We start from the raw sequence: 15,640 nt of genomic DNA, 5'->3' as shown, positions 1-15,640 counted from the left end.
CGCAATCTCATGAGCGACTACACACTGCGTGCCTTCACCTGGTCCGACGTTCCCGCCATCACTCGGATTTACAAGCACTACGTCGATAACACCGCCATCACCTTTGATACCGAGGCCCCAAACGAAGCGGGGATCGCTGAAAAATACGCGGCCCTCGTCGAGCTTGGCCATCCGGTCATTACTGCCGAACGCGATGGGCGTGTTGTCGGTTATGCCTATGCCAGCTTCTACCGCCCACGCGCGGCCTATCGGTTCACCTGTGAGGATTCGATCTATCTCGATCCAGCCGAAAAGGGGCGTGGTTTAGGAAAGTTGATGCTGACCGAGCTGCTGGCCCAAGCCAAAGCTTTTGGCTTTAGGCAGATGCTGGCCGTCATCACGTCGGACACGGCCAATTCCATCGGCATCCATGAAAAATTCGGTTTTGAGCGCGTCGGCTATTACAGTGCTGTCGGGTATAAATTCGACCGTTGGCATGACATCGTGCATTTGCAAAAGGCGCTGTAGGGCGATTAGGACGAAAGCGTCTTGCTCATGGGATAGCCGTTGACCCGGCGTCCCGTGGCCTGCGGTCCGTTTATATGCCATCCGCGCCGCTCGTAAAACGCAAGCGCGGTGGCAGTCGCTTCGAGCGTCGCGATAGCGTATCCAAGGGTCACAAGCTCTGCTTCCATATGCGCGAGCAAGGCGCTGCTGACACCCGATCCGCGCGCTGAAGGCGCGATATAGTTGAGCTGAATTTGGCCGTCTCGGTTGAATGCCCCCACCCCGACAACGCTGCCGTCCCGCTCAGCGACAAGCATGCTGAGTTCGGCATTCGAAAGCATCTCAACTAGCCCCTGCGGTGATTTATTGCGGGTCCAGGCGGCGATCGCCTCAGCATCATCTCTGTGATCGGCTATGCAAAGCTGGGTGATCGAGGAAATGAGAACGCGGCTCATTTCTGGTGCATCTGCCACAGTCGCTGGCCGGATGATCAGGCTCACCCGATCAGAACCAAGTCGGGATCAAGGACCCGAAGAACTTGCGACAGCTCGTGGCCGCGTTTGAGGATGCGGCCTTCCTGATTGGTCACCAGATACTGGCCTTGTTTGGCGCGAAGCTTCGGGTTCTTCTCGATGACGAAAAGGGGGCGTTCTGACACGCGCGCATAGATGGAGAACAGCGCCCGGTCTTTGAGAAAGTCCATGGCATAGTCCCGCCATTCGCCAGCGCCGACCTTCTTGCCGTAGACGTTGAGGATGATCATCAGCTCGCGCTTGTCAAAAGCCACGATGGGATCAATGCGTCGCGTTGTGGGCGCACTCGTTTCGTTGGTGTGAACCAATGATAGGGTCGGCAGCGGTGGTGTAGAGCCTTGCACCTCGTCGCAACTCCTCAAGGCGAAAAACAAATCAACGTTCGATATTGCTGTATGATTGACCGAAAGACTGCGGACATCAAGTTGAGATCAAATACCCCAATTCGGTCATCTTTTGTCCCTGTCCTTGCCAAAATGACGAGCAATGATTTGATCATTGCCTCCATTGGTGATGGTCGGTCTTACCAGCCCCCAACCCCAGATCGGCTGTCACCAAGCCTACTGCGACTCCCAAAGTCCGCAACGCTCGTCTCCACTGGAGGCGAGCGTCTTTTTTTACGGGGCGTAGGACGCTGCAGCTAAGATCGTGCCGGGTAAATCATTGCGATCGTCTTGCAGTAAAATGGCAACACCCAGCCCGTGTGCAGAATGGGAGCTGAGCGAAATTTCGAACTCAGCGCCTTCTGTTGAGGTCCAGTACCCCAGATGCTCTCGGTCCGTGACGACATAGTGGAATGGGAGGGACTGCCCTTCGTTCTCTCCCCCCCCAATTGGGGTTACGATCGAAGGGATATAGGTCACAGCCCACACACTCGCATCGTCGACGCTAGGCTCTGGGGGGATTACCACTTTTAACGTGTCGCCAGTCTTGTCGAGGGTGATTGGCACGCTGAGCTGCGCCGAGGCGATGGCGCGGCGCACCTCATCCTCACGCGAGCCGACCAGCCCTTGGTGGCCATTGATAACCATCTGGGGCGTAAAAATTCTCGATGCGCCCCAGCGCTTATTATAGGCGCGTTGACGGTCGGAATATTCGCGACTGCCGAAATCATCGGTCCAGCCCATAAAGTCCCAATAGTCGACGTGATAAGCCAGCGTAACGATGTTGCTGTGCTGGCCGAGCTCCGCGAGTAGGGCCTCCGCAGGAGGGCATTGCGCACAGCCCTGACTGGTAAATAGCTCGACTACGGCCTTGGTGTCGGTGGTGAATTGGTCCCCGTTGGCTGGGCCCATGGCGGTCCAAGCAGCAAAGAGCAAAGTAATTGCAGCGCGTTTATTCGGCGTCCTCATAGCCCTAATGTAAGCGTGCTGACGCTGGCCTGCCTAGTCACATGGCGGTGATTTCGTTCGTGGACTGAATTGTCCCTGACCCGGGAATAAAAAATGGCGGCCAAGAAGGCCGCCATTTCTAAAATTGTCCGGTTGGTGCCGCTTACGCAGCAACGAGGCTGCGCAGCACGTAGTGCAGGATGCCGCCGTTCTTGTAGTAATCGAGCTCGTTGGCGGTATCGATGCGGCAACGGGTGACGACATTGAGCACGTCGCCATTGGCGCGCGTGATCTTGATGGTGACATTGGCTCGTGGCTCGATGGATTCGACACCGGCGATATCGACGGTTTCAGTGCCATCAAGGCCAAGGGTCTGCCAGCTTTCGCCTTCAGCGAACTGCAGTGGAATAATGCCCATGCCGACGAGGTTCGAGCGGTGAATACGCTCAAAGCTCTGTGCAATCACGGCCTTTACGCCAAGAAGATTGGTGCCCTTAGCGGCCCAGTCACGCGAGGAGCCGGTGCCGTATTCCTTACCAGCGAAGATGACCAGCGGTGTGCCTGCAGCCTGATAGGCCATGGCAGCATCATAGATCGCCATCTGTGAGCCATCAGGCCCGAGGGTGAAGCCGCCTTCAACGCCATCCAGCATCTGGTTCTTGATGCGGATGTTGGCGAAGGTGCCGCGCATCATAACGTCGTGGCTGCCACGGCGTGCGCCGTAGGAGTTAAAGTCCTTTGGCGCCACCTGACGTTCGGTGAGGTACTTCCCGGCTGGGGTGTTCGGCTTGAACGAGCCGGCTGGGGAAATGTGGTCGGTCGTGATGGAGTCGAGGAAGAGCGCGAGAACGCGGGCCGAGACCACGTCGGTCACCGGCTTTGGCTCCATGGTCAGACCATCGAAGTATGGAGGGTTCTGAACATAGGTGGAAGCGGAGTTCCAGCCGTAGGTTTCCCCGCCTTCAACCGAAATCGCCTGCCAGTGCTCGTCGCCCTTAAAGACGTCGGAATAGCGCTTGCGGAACATGTCGGCAGTGACGTGCTCGCGCACGATCTCTGCGATCTCGTGGTTGGTTGGCCAAATGTCCTTGAGGTAGACCGGCTGGCCGTTCTTACCTGTGCCGAGTGGCTGAGTGGTGATGTCGATGTTGAGCGTGCCCAAGAGAGCGTAAGCAACAACCAGTGGCGGGGACGCCAGATAGTTGGCGCGAACGTCTGGGTTCACACGGCCTTCAAAGTTACGGTTGCCCGAGAGGACCGAGGCTGCAACGAGCTTATTCTCGTTGATGGTATCGGAAATGGCCTGCGGCAGCGGGCCGGAGTTGCCGATACAGGTGGTGCAGCCATAGCCAACGAGGTTGAACCCGATAGCGTCAAGATCATCCTGTAGGCCTGCAGCGGTCAGATAGTCGGTCACAACCTGCGAGCCAGGTGCGAGCGAAGTTTTCACCCAAGGCTTGGAATTGAGGCCAAGCGCACGAGCCTTACGAGCGACAAGGCCCGCAGCGACCAGAACCGAAGGGTTCGAAGTGTTGGTGCAGGAGGTGATAGCCGCGATCACAACCGAACCGTCCGAAATACCGTAGTCAAAACCCTTGACCGGGAACGCTGCTTCTTCCGGAATGTCGGCAACGCCATTGGCGCCTTCGTCAACAAAGCGGGATTCCTGCTTGTCGGCAGGCAGCTTGGTGCGTTCGATACGGCCACCAGAAAGTTCTGGCAGGGCGTCGGCAAACGCGGTCGTGACGTTCTTCAGCGCAACGCGATCCTGCGGACGCTTCGGGCCCGAAAGGGACGGAACAACGGTTGCCAGATCAAGCTCAAGTGTCGAGGTGAAGACAGGGTCTTCGCTCTCGGTGGTGCGGAACATGCCCTGAGCCTTGGAATAGGCTTCAACCAGCGCGACACGATCAGCGTCACGGCCAGTGGTGGCAAGAAACTTTAGCGTGTCAGCATCGACGGGGAAGTAGCCGCAGGTGGCGCCATATTCCGGAGCCATGTTGGCGATGGTCGCCTGATCTTCGAGGCTGAGGTAATCAAGGCCCGGGCCGTAGAACTCAACAAACTTACCAACCACGCCCTTCTTACGGAGCATTTCGGTGACGGTGAGAACCAAGTCGGTCGCGGTGATGCCTTCGTTGATTTTGCCGGTCAGCTTGAAGCCAACGACTTCCGGGATCAGCATGGAAATCGGCTGGCCGAGCATCGCCGCTTCAGCTTCAATGCCGCCAACGCCCCAACCAAGCACAGCCATGCCATTGACCATGGTGGTGTGCGAGTCGGTGCCAACAAGGGTGTCTGGGTAAGCGACGGTTTCGCCGTTTTCGGTCTTGGTCCAGACGGTCTGGGCCAAGTATTCGAGGTTCACCTGGTGACAGATGCCGGTGCCGGGCGGGACAACGCGGAAGTTATCAAAGGCAGACTGGCCCCAGCGCAAGAATTCATAGCGCTCAACATTGCGCTCATATTCGAGCTCAACGTTCTGCTGGAACGCCAGTGGAGTGCCGAAGCTGTCCACCATCACCGAGTGGTCGATCACGAGGTCGACCGGAACCAGCGGATTGATCTTCTGCGGGTTCGCGCCGAGCTTAGCCGTCGCGTCACGCATCGCAGCAAGGTCAACAACAGCCGGAACGCCGGTGAAATCCTGCATCAGCACGCGGGCTGGGCGATATTGAATTTCATATTCGGACGTGCGGGTGACCAGCCATTCGGCGATCGCCTGAATGTCTTCTTTCTTCACCGTGCGGTTGTCTTCGAAGCGCAGCAGGTTTTCCAGCACCACCTTCATGGAGCTCGGAAGCTTGGAAACGCCCTTAAGGCCGTTCTTTTCTGCTTCAACAATCGAATAATATGTGTAGGTCTTTCCGCCGACGGTGAGCGTCGATTTAGATTTGAAGCTGTCTATGGTTGACACGATGCTCCGCCCTTCTTGCTGCTGAAACGGGTTTTCCAAGGCAAGTGGGGCCGGGAGAAAATCCGCGCTTTCTGGAATGACTCCAATCTTCAAGGGTTATAGTCAATAGGATTAGGCCTTGCCAGTCATCCGTGAGGTTCAATACGAGATGGGGCCATGACGCATCGGCAAGTCCAATTTTCAGTTTTTATCAAGGCTCTCGATCTCTGCTTCGGGCGTGGCGAATCCATGCTCGGACATGTTGATAGGCTTGAAGTTTCTCCCGGCGAGGGCCTGCTTTTGCGTGGGCCAAACGGGGTCGGTAAATCGACCCTATTGTTGACTCTCGCAGGGCTCATTCCAGCTCTCGATGGCACAATAGAATTCGTCGGACATGACCCCGAAGATGGGCCTGCGGCGCATTATTGCGGTCACAAAAACGCGGTGAGGGCGCGGCTCGGTGTCGCAGAGACCCTCGGGTTCTGGGCCGGCCTGAACGGACGGACTGGCGTTTCTATTGACGACGCGCTTGCCGCTGTGGGGCTCTCGCAGGCCGCCCGTTTGGACGCAGGTTATTTGTCCGCGGGGCAGCAACGGCGTTTGGCTCTAGCCCGCCTTTTGGTGTCAGAACGGCCAGTGTGGTTCCTCGATGAGCCAACGGCGGCGCTCGATACTGCTGGGCAGGCTTTGCTGGCAGAGCTTTTGCGCCAACATTTGGCGCGCGGCGGCAGCGCCGTAATCGCCACGCATGATGACATCCCGGTTGAAGGGCTACGGGTCTACCAATTGGGAGCGAAAGCATGAGCGGATTTTGGAGCGTTGTACGCCGTGAGATTCGTTTGGCGCTGACCGGGGGCGGGGAAGTTCTCACCCTCTTGTTGTTCTTCATCATTACCGGGGCAATCGTGCCCTTCGCCATTGGCCCTGATAAGGAATTGCTCGCGCGGATCGCGCCGGGGATTGTCTGGATCGCAGCGTTCTTGGCGATGTTACTAGGGCTTGATCGCCTGTTCCGCGCAGACCGTGAAGACGGCACACTCGCCCTCTATCGTATGGCTGATACGCCGCTGTCGGCGATCATTCTGGCTAAGATTATCGGCTATTGGTTGGTCTGTGCTGTGCCGTTGATTGTGGCGTCGCCCGTATTGGCTATTCTGCTGGCTATGGAGCTGGACGCATGGTGGCGGACATTCCTGTCACTATTGGCTGGAACACCGGCTCTGGCCGCTTTTGGTGGATTTGGTGCTGCGGTGACCGTGGCAATTCGGCGCGGCGGATTGCTGGCGCCAATCCTAATAGCGCCATTGTGCGTACCCATACTAATCTTCGGTGTGGGCGCGATTTCCCCCATCGGGGGCCCGGATCAGGGGAGCGCAGCAATGCTGTTTCTAGCAGCACTTAGTCTAATGGCGGTGGCATTGTCTCCCTTTGCTGCCGCGCTTGCGATAAATGGAGGGGAGGAGTAAGGCCCGCCTATGAGCACTGATAACACCCCCAAAATGAGTTGGTGGAACCGGATCGCGCATCCTGGTTTCTTTATCCAATGGACCCGTCCGCTGATCTGGCCGCTGGTGATCATCACCGCTGTGCTGTTCGTGCTGGGCGTCTACTATTCATTCTTCGTCTCGCCCCCGGAAAAATACATGGGCGACACGGTGCGCATTATGTATGTGCACGTGCCGACAGCCTGGCTGAGCCAGTTCGTCTATGCGGCGATGACGGTTTCTGCATTGGGTACCTTGATCTGGCGTCACCCAATGGCGGATGTCTCGATGAAGGCCGCGGCGCCGATGGGCGCTTTGTTCACCGCACTGGCGCTGTTCACCGGCTCCATGTGGGGTCGCCCGACCTGGGGCACGTTCTGGGAATGGGACGGTCGCATGACCTCCACCCTGATCATGCTGTTCATCTATCTCGGCCTGATCGCACTGTGGCGCGCCTTCGATGACCAGCTGCGTGCTGGCCGCATAGTGGCGATCTTCACCCTCGTGGGTGCAGTCAACATTCCGATCATCAAGTTCTCGGTGGACTGGTGGTCGACCCTGCATCAGCCCGCCAGTGTCTTCACAGCTGAAGGCCCGAAGATGCCTGCAGAAATTCTCACCCCGCTCTTCCTGATGATGTTTGCATTCACCTTCATGTTTGGTGTGTTGCAGCTGATTTCGATGCATACCGAAGTGCGCCGCCGCCGCGTGGCGACCCTAGAACGCAAGCTCGCACGGGGAGGCGCAGCATGATTGAGCTCGGAGCCCATGCTGGGTTTATTGTTATCTCGTGGGCTGTCAGCACCTTGGCGGTATTGGCCCTGGCGGCCAAGGTTGTTTATGATAGCCGTAAGGTCAGCAAGCGTCTGGAAGAACTCGGCGACAAGCGAGGTTAAGATGCGATACCTGCTCTTCGTTCTACCGCTCGCTCTATTGGCCGCGCTCGTGGCCATTTTCGCAACGTCGATGGATCGGGACACAGACCTGATCCGCTCGGTGCTGATCGATAAGCCGGCGCCGGACTTTACCATGGCTGCTCTTGAAGGCAGCGGGGTACCGGGTTTTTCTACGGAAACGCTCAAGGGGGAAGTGACACTGGTGAACGTATTCGCCAGTTGGTGCATTCCGTGCCGTGACGAGCATCCATTGCTCGAGCAGATTAGTGATGTGACAGGCATTCGGATTTTCGGCATCAACCAGGCGGATGTGCCAGACAATGCGCTGGCCTTCCTCACTGAGCTGGGCAATCCCTATGCGGCCATAGGTGTTGATGCGAACCGCCGTGTCTCAATCGATTGGGGCGTTTATGGCGTTCCTGAGACCTTCTTGGTGGATGCGGAAGGCACAATTGTTTTCAAGCACACCGGTCCGTTGAGTGTTGAGGCAATCAGCAAAAACCTCATTCCAGCCATAGAAACGGCGCGAAGCTGATTCATTCAGCTTCCGTTCAGCCTGACGCTGTCAGGGTGACACCGTTCCGAAACGGATGAGTAAACGCGATGCGTCGATTGATGAATTTCATGCGCCAAGACCTAGGACTTTCGACCGTCGAATGTGTCCTTGTCGCAGCCATTATCACCGTCGCGACAACATTTGCCGTTTCGGCGGCTGGCTACAACATCACCGACATTCTGGGGTGATGATCAGGATTTCTCACCGGCGCTCAAAAATCGCTGGTGAGGCCCTTAATTTCCCAATCGCTGTATCGCACCGGATCGAGCCCGCCGCGGCCGCCTTTTTCTTTCGGTGCCATTGCGGTCTTCGCATCAATTTCAAGCCGACGAGCCTCAGCCTCAGCAAGCGCGCGCTGGGCTTGCGGGGAGAGCACCTTGATTGGCGCGGTCTCGTCATCGGCCTCAGAGCCGGCTTGAGCTGCGGTATTTTCGTTCATAAGCAAAAACCAAATGGGTAAACTATGCTGGTGCCTTGCATGGAACCGCCATGCACACAACATAGTTGCGAAGACGACTTAACCCAAGAGGTTCCGCCCATGTCCAACACGTTACGCACTTTTGCGCTGCTCGCAGGCATGACGGCGCTGTTTATGGTCGTCGGTTATTTCATTGGCGGCAACGGCGGCATGATCATGGCGCTGCTCTTTGCTGCTGGCACCAATATTTTTGCCTTCTGGAATTCAGACAAAATGGTGCTGCGCATGCAGGGCGCGGTCCCCGTGCAGCGTAGTCGCGCGCCCGAGCTTTATGACATGGTCGATGCACTTTCAAAGCGTGCAGGCATCCCCACGCCCGCCGTCTATGTCATCGAGACCGATCAGCCCAACGCCTTCGCGACCGGCCGCGATCCGAATAATGCCGCTGTTGCAGTGTCGTCGGGGCTGCTGCGGCAGTTGGATCCGCGCGAAGTTGCCGGTGTGGTGGCCCATGAGTTGGCGCATATCAAAAATCGCGACACACTCACGATGACTATTACCGCCACCTTCGCGGGCGCTATCTCGGCTCTGGCTCAGTTTGGCCTGTTCTTCGGGGGCGGTAACAATCGCGACAACCCATTGGGCGGTGTTGGCGCTATTCTCATGGTGTTCCTCGCCCCAGTCGCTGCGATGATCGTGCAAATGGCGGTCAGCCGCACGCGCGAGTATGAGGCTGACAAGCTCGGCGCAATCATTGCCAATGACCCGCTGGCGCTAGCTTCCGCACTCGACAAGATCGCCACGCTCTCCGGGCGGCAGGTCAATGTCGCGGCCGAACGCAACCCAGCAATGGCTCATATGTACATCTCAAATCCGCTGAGCGGCGCGCGTATGGACAATTTGTTCTCCACGCACCCGGACACGGCCAACCGCATTCAGGCACTGCAAAGGCTTGCGGCGGAAATGCGAGTAGATCATAACACCTCAAATTCGCGCCCTCGTCCGCAGGCAGCTCGTCCGAGCAGCACTTCAACCGCGACGGGATGGCGTACACCGACCGTGAAGCGTAACGATGATGACAGTGGTACGCGCGGTCCTTGGGGCTAAGAAACACATTGGCGCATAAACCAGATCCGGCAGGGCTAAAGCTCCGCCTCGTTGCTGCTCAGAAACTGAAGTCTGTTTTGGCTGGCGAACACTTTGCGCCACTAACGGCAGCAGATCTAAACGACGGTCGCGACAGGGCGCTCGCCAATCGCCTCATCACCACTTCTCTGCGTCGCCAGGGCCAGATTAACCTGATGCTCGCGGAGCTACTCGAGAAGGGTATGCCGCCGCGTTCTGGCACATTCGAGGCTGTCCTGCGCTTGGCGTTGGCCCAGCTGGTCTATTTGCCCGATCTTGGCGCGCATTCGGCGCTGTTCCTTGCTGTTGAAGCGCTCAAACGCGACAGCAAGGCCCGCCACCTCACTGGACTTATGAACGCAGTTCTGCGTAAAGCGCAGGCCAATTCGGCGCGCTATGCGCTGGATGGCGATGATCTTGATCTTATTCCAGAAACTTTGTTAGTGCGCTGGGCTACTGCATACGGCGATGAGGCGATGCCGGCCTTCGCTGAGGCGCTGATCACCGGCGCGCCACTTGATCTGACCTTGCGCGATGACAGTGACCAGTTGGTCGATGCACTCAATGCAGAGCGTTTGAACGCCGACAGTGTTCGCGTTGAAAGCCGTGACCGTCCGGTGGAAGCTCTTGTTGGCTATGACGAAGGCAAATGGTGGGTTCAGGACGCTGCTTCCGCCTTGCCTGCGCGCCTCTTCAAGCTCGACGTGGGGAGCACGGTTATCGACCTTTGCGCTGCCCCAGGGGGTAAGACTGCTCAGCTCAGTAAAGCTGGCTACAAGGTTACCGCGCTCGATAGCGACGGCAAGCGCCTTGAACGCCTCAAGAGCAATATGTTGCGTCTCGGCTATGCTCCCGAGGTAATTGAGGGCGATGCAACGACTTACCAGCCAGCAGAGCCGGTCGACGGCATTTTGCTTGATGCGCCGTGTTCAGCCACGGGCACTTTCCGTCGTCACCCTGAGGTTCTGTGGAGCCGCACCCTTGCCGATATCGCAGGTCGCAAGCGCTTGCAGCAGGCCATGATCAAGAATGCGGTTGCAGCGCTTAAGCCCAACGGCACGCTGATCTATTGCGTCTGCTCGCTGGAGCCCGAAGAGGGCGAAGAGCAGGTAGACTGGATCAAAGCCAATCTGAAAACAGTGACGCTCGATCCGATCCTCGCCGAAGAGGTGCCAGGTCTCGAAGCTGCCGTTAGTGCTGCTGGACTGCTGCGTACTCATCCTGGCATGTCGCCCAATCAACTTGCTGGGGGCATGGATGGCTTCTTCGTGGCGCGCTTCCGTCGAACAGGGTAAACCTTTCCTAAATATGGGGCGCGGTGAAGGCGGTCCGGGAATAGGTAGTGATAGTTAAGTATCCCGAGTTGGCGGCGAATTACTCTTCTGGTGAAGGGTTTGCATTGTGAGCGGGCGGCTGACCAAAGCCGGTCGCAACTTTGTGCTGGGCGTCGCCGATTCGCTTATTACAACGCCATTGATGCGGTGGACTTGGCGCGGACAGATCGACCACGCCTTCGCAGGTGATCTGCCCGATTACCGCCCCGCGGATCGTGACGCTGTGCGCGAGATGATGTCAGGTCGTTATCTTCTGGCCTCTAAGCTGGTTGAAACCGGTGGCGCCTCCCCGTTCACTGTTGAGCCTGATCACCTAGACTGGTGGAATAACCTCCATAGTTTCTCGTGGCTCCGGCATTTCCGTGACGTACGAGATCCGGGTGAGAAGCTTTTCGCGCGCACTTTGGTGCTCGATTGGATCCTCAAAGAAGGTGGGTTTGAAAGCGATAGCTGGACGCTCACCCTAACGGGGCAGCGCATGCTAAACTGGCTGCGCTATCTGACGCTCATTCTTGATGGCGCAACGTCGGATCAAGCAAAGACCATTCACCGGTCGATAGCCATGCAGGTCCAGAGCTTGCGGGTTCGCGGTGGCTTGGCGGCCGACCCTGTGGAAGCACTCTATGCGGCGATGGGCGTTTTGGGGGCTGAGCTGTCGAGCGTTGCCGATGAGCCCGATTTGGGCCCGGCAGTGGCGCGTGTGGATGCGCTTCTTGGCAAGCAGATAGACACAGATGGGCTCCACCTATCCCGTAGCCCAAAGGTACAACTGGCACTGCTAGTTGAGCTTGCGACCCTTAAGCGCGCTGCAGGTCGCCATGGCAGCGCCTCGATGGCCGATCTGGCGAACAAGATTGATCACATGCACGAGGCACTGGACGCGTTGACATTGTCGAGCGGCGAGCCGGTGTATTTTAATGGCACCGGTCAGCTGCCTCACGATATTTTGGTCGCCCTCCAATCGATCACGCCGACCCAACCGCGAAAATCTCGTCTGCTTGGTGGTTACGGCATTATGCGGGACGGCAATACGGTCGTCGTCTGCGACTCCGGTATTCAACCGCCCACCGGCTTTGACGGCGAAGCACACGCCAGTGCGTTAGCTTTCGAGTTTTCCTATGGCAGCGAGCTGGTGGTGGGCAATTGTGGTCCTGCGCCGTCCGACCTCTTCGAGAGCCGCGACCTATTCCGTCAGGCACTGGCGCATTCGACCGCCACGATTGACGGGGAAGACGCTATTGATCCTCGTTCGTCAGCCACCCATTTCATCACGCTCGATACGGCAGAGCACATGATGATGTGCACCACCACTGGCTACGCAGGCCGGTTCGGTGTTGAAGTCGAGCGCCGGATGACGCTGTTGTCCGAGGGTACGACCCTTGTGGGCCAAGATCGCATTTTGGCCCATGGCGAGCCAAAAGGTCGCTTGGGGCTGCGCTTCCATCTCGGGCCTGGTGTTGATCTTCGCTACACCAATGGTGATGGAATGGTTCGATTGGTTTTACCTAGCGGCCGCGTGTGGAGCTTCCTTTGGGAAGGGGCGCATTTGATGGAAGAAGACAGCGTTCGCCATTCGGCGACGCGCGGCTTCCAGCGCACGCGCCAGTTGGTGCTCGAGGCCGCTGTTACCGACACCACAGAAGTTGCCTGGATCTTTACTCTCGAGCAGCCATAGAAGGCCCGAAAGGGATTGGCCTTTGAGCCGTCTCGTGGTAGCGAGCCGCACAACTCCTTCAACTTTGGCGAGAAGCTTCCATGGGCAAGACAGTAACGGTCGGGCGTGCTCTGCTTTCGGTATTCGACAAATCTGGCATGGAGGAGTTCGCACGCGGCCTCTCTGAGGCTGGAGTCGAACTGGTATCGACTGGCGGTACGCATAAGCTGATCGCCAATGCAGGCCTTCCAGTTCGTGAAATTTCCGAGCTCACGGGCTTTCCTGAAATGATGGATGGCCGCGTAAAGACCTTGCACCCTAAGGTGCATGGCGGCCTTTTAGCGGTCCGCGACAATCCTGAACACAAAACATCAATGGATGAGCATGAGATCGGCCCGATCGATCTCGTCGCAGTCAATCTTTATCCGTTTGAAAAGACTGTCGCCTCGGGCGCGTCTTATGACGACATCATCGAGAACATCGACATTGGTGGCCCGGCGATGGTGCGCTCAGCCGCAAAAAACCATGCCTATGTGACAGTGGTTGTTGATCCGGCCGACTACCCTGCGATTTTGGAAGCCATCAAGAACGGTGGCATTCCTTATGAACTGCGCCAACGCCTTGCTGCGAAGGCCTATGCCCGTACCGCTGCTTATGATGCGGCGATCTCGGCGTGGTTTGCCAAGGAAATCGAGTTCCAGGATGTCACCTATCGCTCCTTCGCCGGTACTTTGCGCGAAGTGATGCGTTATGGCGAAAACCCGCACCAATGGGCGGCCTTCTACGCCAATGGCGAGCAGCGCCCCGGCGTTGCAACGGCCAACCAAGTGCAGGGCAAAACCCTCTCCTATAACAACATCAATGATACTGACGCTGCCTTTGAACTGGTCTCGGAGTTCGACCCGAACCAGACGGCAGCCGTCGCGATCATCAAGCACGCCAACCCATGTGGTGTCGCTGTCGCCGAAGACCTGAAGACCGCTTATCTCAACGCCCTGCGCACCGACCCGGTCTCGGCCTTTGGTGGCATCGTTGCGCTCAACCGTGAGATCGACGCTGAAACCGCGACCGAAATCGTCAAGGTTTTTACCGAGGTGATCGTTGCCCCTTCTGCGACGCCAGAAGCGGAAGCGATCATTGCGGCCAAGAAGAATCTGCGTCTCTTGCTGACAGGTGGTTTGGCGGACCCCAAAGCCGATGGCCTCGTGGTGAAGTCGGTTTCGGGCGGGCTCTTGGTGCAGGGGCGTGACAATCGTAATGTCGATGATTGCGAGCTCAAAATTGTCACCAAACGCCAGCCGACTGAAGCCGAGTTGGCCGATCTCAAGCTTGCGGCAAAGGTCGCCAAGCACGTCAAATCCAACGCGATTATCTACGTGAAGGATGGCGCGACTGCAGGCATTGGCGCTGGCCAGATGAGCCGCGTAGACTCCGCTCGTGTGGCGCACCGCAAGTCAATTGATGCGGCTGAGGCTGCTGGTATTGAAGGCGCTCTGACCCAAGGTTCTGTCGTTGCGTCCGATGCGTTCTTCCCATTTGCCGATGGGCTTGAAGCGCTTGTTGCCGCTGGCGCAACAGCTGTTATCCAGCCGGGTGGATCGATGCGTGACGACGAAGTGATCGCCGCCGCCGATGCGGCCGGTATCGCAATGGTCATGACGGGCATGCGTCACTTCCGTCACTAAAATAAAACTGGGCTGCTTTCGCCTACCGCGGGAGCAGCCTTTTAATCTTGCGCAGAAGATGCACGGGGACTTCTGCGAGCGCCGGCTTGAGATCGTCAGCCGCGAAAATTGACGATACGGAGCGCGCGAAGATGGATCGGCGTCCCGCGTAACCCAGCCGCCCTGAGCGCACCAGAGACTGCAGAAGCGAAAGCGTGTTGGGCACCGGATGGCGCCAGCTTGGGCCATATTTTGCCGTGTGCGTCTCTGGCATTTCGCTCTTAGCCAATAGAGCCGCAAGTGTCGGAAAATCAAACCCTGCGGCCTCACCAAGGCCGATCCAGGCCCAGATGCGGGTGTTCACGTCGAGGAGCTTTAGGCTATTGTCACGCTGATCGAGTTTGAACTCAACCTCGACAAGCCCGTGATAGTGGACTGCCTCGAGGAGCCGCCGCGCTTGGGCTCCAACCTCTGGCAGCTCTACAGTTTCTACAAAGGGGCTTGTGCCAAACTCTGCCGGAAACTGACGCGAGCGCCGAGCGGTCAGGCTGCAGAGTTCAATTCCGTGATCCCACAGGCCCGCGTATGAAAATTGGGCGCTGCCGTCGCCCGGGATCAGCTCCTGCACAACAAACCCGTGTTCGCCCATATATTGCGTTGCGGCAGTGAACTTAGGCTCGAACTCAGCGATGCTATCGGCACGCCAAGCTTTGGCTTTCGTCAGCGGATTGATCTTCTCGGTTGAAGAGGGTTTGAGAACGACTGGATAGCGAATGTCCTCAGCGCTGGTCGTGTGGGCGTCTCCATCCCAGTAGACTTTCGGGAAATCAATACCGAGCCGCTCGGCCAAGCTGCAAAGTTGCGCCTTGTCATTCAGTGGCTCAAGGGCGGCCCAAGGCATGGTGACAAGGGCAAAATGGGCGGCAAGGGCGTCATAGTTCTGAGTCACGAATTGCACTTCGTGATCGCTACTTGGCAAGAGCAGCCAGTTCGCAAACCCCAGCTTCAGGCTTTGCTCGAGGAAAAACTCTAGCGCATTGGATTGGTCAGGGCCCTGCCAGGCCACATGGTGCTGAATGTATCGCGAATATTGCGCGGCCGTGTGTTGGGTTGAGAAGAAGGCAACAGGGATGCCATGTCGACCAAAACTGCGTGCCGCCGCGAGGCTGCCGTAAGATCCACCGAGAAGAATGACGCCGGGTAGTTTCGTTGGCAGTAGAGTCTTTCGAGCGTCGATGGTCATAACAAGCAGACTGCCAATCA

Annotated in this window: 17 protein-coding genes; 11 read left to right on the top strand and 6 right to left on the bottom strand. The window is 57.6% G+C overall.

Features of this window, described 5'->3' with window-relative positions:
* Positions 1–9: 9 nt before the first annotated feature.
* On the top strand, positions 10–507 hold the full coding sequence (locus tag H4N61_RS16815) for a GNAT family N-acetyltransferase (protein ID WP_169196574.1): 498 nt from the start codon (positions 10–12) through the stop codon (positions 505–507).
* A 5-nt stretch (positions 508–512) separates the two neighbouring features.
* On the opposite strand, the gene H4N61_RS16810 is transcribed toward H4N61_RS16815, so the two are convergent.
* The 4 genes from H4N61_RS16810 to acnA form a co-directional block, all read right to left on the bottom strand.
* Positions 513–986 (bottom strand): GNAT family N-acetyltransferase, encoded by a 474-nt coding sequence (locus tag H4N61_RS16810; protein WP_182394530.1) that lies wholly within the window; start codon positions 984–986, stop codon positions 513–515.
* Positions 983–1,327: a DUF2794 domain-containing protein gene (locus H4N61_RS16805; protein WP_248306089.1), complete on the bottom strand. Its 345-nt coding sequence runs from the start codon at positions 1,325–1,327 to the stop codon at positions 983–985. Before H4N61_RS16805 ends, H4N61_RS16810 begins: the two co-directional genes overlap by 4 nt.
* A gap of 309 nt (positions 1,328–1,636) precedes the next feature.
* Positions 1,637–2,371 (bottom strand): DUF1223 domain-containing protein, encoded by a 735-nt coding sequence (locus H4N61_RS16800; protein ID WP_182394529.1) that lies wholly within the window; start codon positions 2,369–2,371, stop codon positions 1,637–1,639.
* 142 nt (positions 2,372–2,513) lie between these two features.
* Positions 2,514–5,270 (bottom strand): aconitate hydratase AcnA, encoded by a 2,757-nt coding sequence (gene acnA, locus H4N61_RS16795; protein WP_182396061.1) that lies wholly within the window; start codon positions 5,268–5,270, stop codon positions 2,514–2,516.
* A gap of 153 nt (positions 5,271–5,423) precedes the next feature.
* Between acnA and ccmA the strand changes: the two genes are divergently transcribed.
* From ccmA to H4N61_RS16765, 6 genes are all read left to right on the top strand, one after another.
* Positions 5,424–6,050: a heme ABC exporter ATP-binding protein CcmA gene (gene ccmA, locus H4N61_RS16790; protein WP_169196571.1), complete on the top strand. Its 627-nt coding sequence runs from the start codon at positions 5,424–5,426 to the stop codon at positions 6,048–6,050.
* A complete protein-coding gene (gene ccmB / locus H4N61_RS16785; RefSeq protein ID WP_169196570.1) occupies positions 6,047–6,712 on the top strand; it encodes a heme exporter protein CcmB in 666 nt (221 codons plus the stop codon). Before ccmA ends, ccmB begins: the two co-directional genes overlap by 4 nt.
* Positions 6,713–6,721: 9 nt before the next feature.
* On the top strand, positions 6,722–7,483 hold the full coding sequence (locus H4N61_RS16780) for a heme ABC transporter permease (protein WP_169196569.1): 762 nt from the start codon (positions 6,722–6,724) through the stop codon (positions 7,481–7,483).
* Entirely contained in the window at positions 7,480–7,626 is a 147-nt protein-coding gene (gene ccmD / locus H4N61_RS16775) for a heme exporter protein CcmD (protein ID WP_210257121.1), read from the top strand. The genes H4N61_RS16780 and ccmD overlap by 4 nt, the downstream gene beginning before the upstream one ends.
* 1 nt (position 7,627) lies before the next feature.
* On the top strand, positions 7,628–8,161 hold the full coding sequence (locus tag H4N61_RS16770) for a DsbE family thiol:disulfide interchange protein (RefSeq protein WP_169196568.1): 534 nt from the start codon (positions 7,628–7,630) through the stop codon (positions 8,159–8,161).
* A gap of 68 nt (positions 8,162–8,229) precedes the next feature.
* On the top strand, positions 8,230–8,370 hold the full coding sequence (locus tag H4N61_RS16765; RefSeq protein ID WP_169196567.1) for a hypothetical protein: 141 nt from the start codon (positions 8,230–8,232) through the stop codon (positions 8,368–8,370).
* A gap of 23 nt (positions 8,371–8,393) precedes the next feature.
* Here the strand turns inward: H4N61_RS16765 and H4N61_RS16760 are convergent, their stop codons facing one another.
* The gene (locus tag H4N61_RS16760) at positions 8,394–8,621 is read right to left on the bottom strand and encodes a DUF1674 domain-containing protein (protein ID WP_169196566.1); all 228 of its coding nucleotides are present in this window, start codon (positions 8,619–8,621) and stop codon (positions 8,394–8,396) included.
* A 99-nt stretch (positions 8,622–8,720) separates the two neighbouring features.
* Between H4N61_RS16760 and htpX the strand changes: the two genes are divergently transcribed.
* From htpX to purH, 4 genes are all read left to right on the top strand, one after another.
* A complete protein-coding gene (gene htpX / locus H4N61_RS16755) occupies positions 8,721–9,707 on the top strand; it encodes a zinc metalloprotease HtpX (RefSeq protein ID WP_169196565.1) in 987 nt (328 codons plus the stop codon).
* An 8-nt stretch (positions 9,708–9,715) separates the two neighbouring features.
* Positions 9,716–11,020 (top strand): RsmB/NOP family class I SAM-dependent RNA methyltransferase, encoded by a 1,305-nt coding sequence (locus tag H4N61_RS16750; RefSeq protein ID WP_169196564.1) that lies wholly within the window; start codon positions 9,716–9,718, stop codon positions 11,018–11,020.
* Between the two features lie 106 nt (positions 11,021–11,126).
* Complete coding sequence (locus H4N61_RS16745; RefSeq protein ID WP_169196563.1) at positions 11,127–12,734, top strand: heparinase II/III family protein; 1,608 nt, start codon at positions 11,127–11,129, stop codon at positions 12,732–12,734.
* Between the two features lie 80 nt (positions 12,735–12,814).
* Positions 12,815–14,398: a bifunctional phosphoribosylaminoimidazolecarboxamide formyltransferase/IMP cyclohydrolase gene (purH, locus tag H4N61_RS16740; protein WP_169196562.1), complete on the top strand. Its 1,584-nt coding sequence runs from the start codon at positions 12,815–12,817 to the stop codon at positions 14,396–14,398.
* A 22-nt stretch (positions 14,399–14,420) separates the two neighbouring features.
* Here the strand turns inward: purH and H4N61_RS16735 are convergent, their stop codons facing one another.
* Positions 14,421–15,620 (bottom strand): ATP-grasp domain-containing protein, encoded by a 1,200-nt coding sequence (locus H4N61_RS16735; protein WP_169196561.1) that lies wholly within the window; start codon positions 15,618–15,620, stop codon positions 14,421–14,423.
* Between the last annotated feature and the right edge of the window lie 20 nt (positions 15,621–15,640).

This window comes from Devosia sp. MC521 (assembly GCF_014127105.1).
Classification (GTDB): Bacteria; Pseudomonadota; Alphaproteobacteria; order Rhizobiales; family Devosiaceae; genus Devosia.
Note: the sequence above shows the minus strand (reverse complement) of the source record. Positions and strands in the feature narration are given on the sequence as shown.

What these genes read in the sequence shown, in the direction of transcription:
- ccmA (WP_169196571.1), top strand. Translation starts at nt 5,424, where the DNA reads ATGACGCATCGGCAAGTCCAATTTTCAGTTTTTATCAAGGCTCTCGAT.
- H4N61_RS16770 (WP_169196568.1), top strand. Translation starts at nt 7,628, where the DNA reads ATGCGATACCTGCTCTTCGTTCTACCGCTCGCTCTATTGGCCGCGCTC.
- H4N61_RS16815 (WP_169196574.1), top strand. Translation starts at nt 10, where the DNA reads ATGAGCGACTACACACTGCGTGCCTTCACCTGGTCCGACGTTCCCGCC.
- H4N61_RS16735 (WP_169196561.1), bottom strand. Translation starts at nt 15,620, where the DNA reads ATGACCATCGACGCTCGAAAGACTCTACTGCCAACGAAACTACCCGGC.
- H4N61_RS16765 (WP_169196567.1), top strand. Translation starts at nt 8,230, where the DNA reads ATGCGTCGATTGATGAATTTCATGCGCCAAGACCTAGGACTTTCGACC.
- htpX (WP_169196565.1), top strand. Translation starts at nt 8,721, where the DNA reads ATGTCCAACACGTTACGCACTTTTGCGCTGCTCGCAGGCATGACGGCG.
- purH (WP_169196562.1), top strand. Translation starts at nt 12,815, where the DNA reads ATGGGCAAGACAGTAACGGTCGGGCGTGCTCTGCTTTCGGTATTCGAC.
- ccmD (WP_210257121.1), top strand. Translation starts at nt 7,480, where the DNA reads ATGATTGAGCTCGGAGCCCATGCTGGGTTTATTGTTATCTCGTGGGCT.
- H4N61_RS16800 (WP_182394529.1), bottom strand. Translation starts at nt 2,371, where the DNA reads ATGAGGACGCCGAATAAACGCGCTGCAATTACTTTGCTCTTTGCTGCT.
- H4N61_RS16760 (WP_169196566.1), bottom strand. Translation starts at nt 8,621, where the DNA reads ATGAACGAAAATACCGCAGCTCAAGCCGGCTCTGAGGCCGATGACGAG.
- ccmB (WP_169196570.1), top strand. Translation starts at nt 6,047, where the DNA reads ATGAGCGGATTTTGGAGCGTTGTACGCCGTGAGATTCGTTTGGCGCTG.
- H4N61_RS16780 (WP_169196569.1), top strand. Translation starts at nt 6,722, where the DNA reads ATGAGCACTGATAACACCCCCAAAATGAGTTGGTGGAACCGGATCGCG.